Annotated in this window: 1 protein-coding gene; it reads right to left on the bottom strand. The window is 44.6% G+C overall.

Features of this window, described 5'->3' with window-relative positions; genetic code table 11:
* Nucleotides 1-490, bottom strand: a 490-nt coding sequence (locus R7P74_RS27395) for a glycosyltransferase (protein WP_318123827.1), incomplete at its 3' end; no start/stop codon positions are given.
* Between the last annotated feature and the right edge of the window lie 129 nt (nt 491-619).

The raw sequence follows: 619 nt of genomic DNA, 5'->3' as shown, positions 1-619 counted from the left end.
GGTCGGCAACAAAGTGTGCATCGGCAACCACATGTGGGCGAACGGTTTTTAGCAGCACAGACTGTAAGCGCGCAGCTTTTTTATTGTTCAAATGCCAGGCATCATGTTCGGTGTGAATGATGACAGGAACGCCAGCCAAACGTGAGGCAATGCCACCGTAAAGCAAAGGACCAATATGATGTGTGTGTACAACATCTGGCTTAATGCCTTTGATCATCGCCGTAAGTGTGCCTAAGGTTTTAACGCTGAATCCCGGCTGTTTATTGAGAAAATGAAGCTGGCTTTTGTATTCGGTCAACTTAGCCCATTTCGCTAAGGATTGGGATTTGGCGCCTTCTAAGCTCACCACAAACACATCGTGACGAGGTTCTGCGAAGCGAAGCATATCCAGCACTAGCGTTTCTAATCCACCCGGTGCCAAGTGTTGCACCACATGCAACACCACTTTTTTATGATTCCGTTTGGTGTTTTTATTTTCTCTGCGTTCCATCTTTACGCCCTCAGTAGTGTGTATCTACTCTGAACAACGTATTGCACGCTACGTGCCATTATTTATTTAAAATAAAAACAACCAGTTAGGCCTGAATGTCAAATCTGAAAATCAACATTCTCAATTTGA

This window comes from Vibrio sp. 2033 (assembly GCF_033339735.1).
The sequence above is the reverse complement of the archived record's forward strand: the minus strand, read 5'-3'. Positions and strand labels throughout refer to the sequence as shown.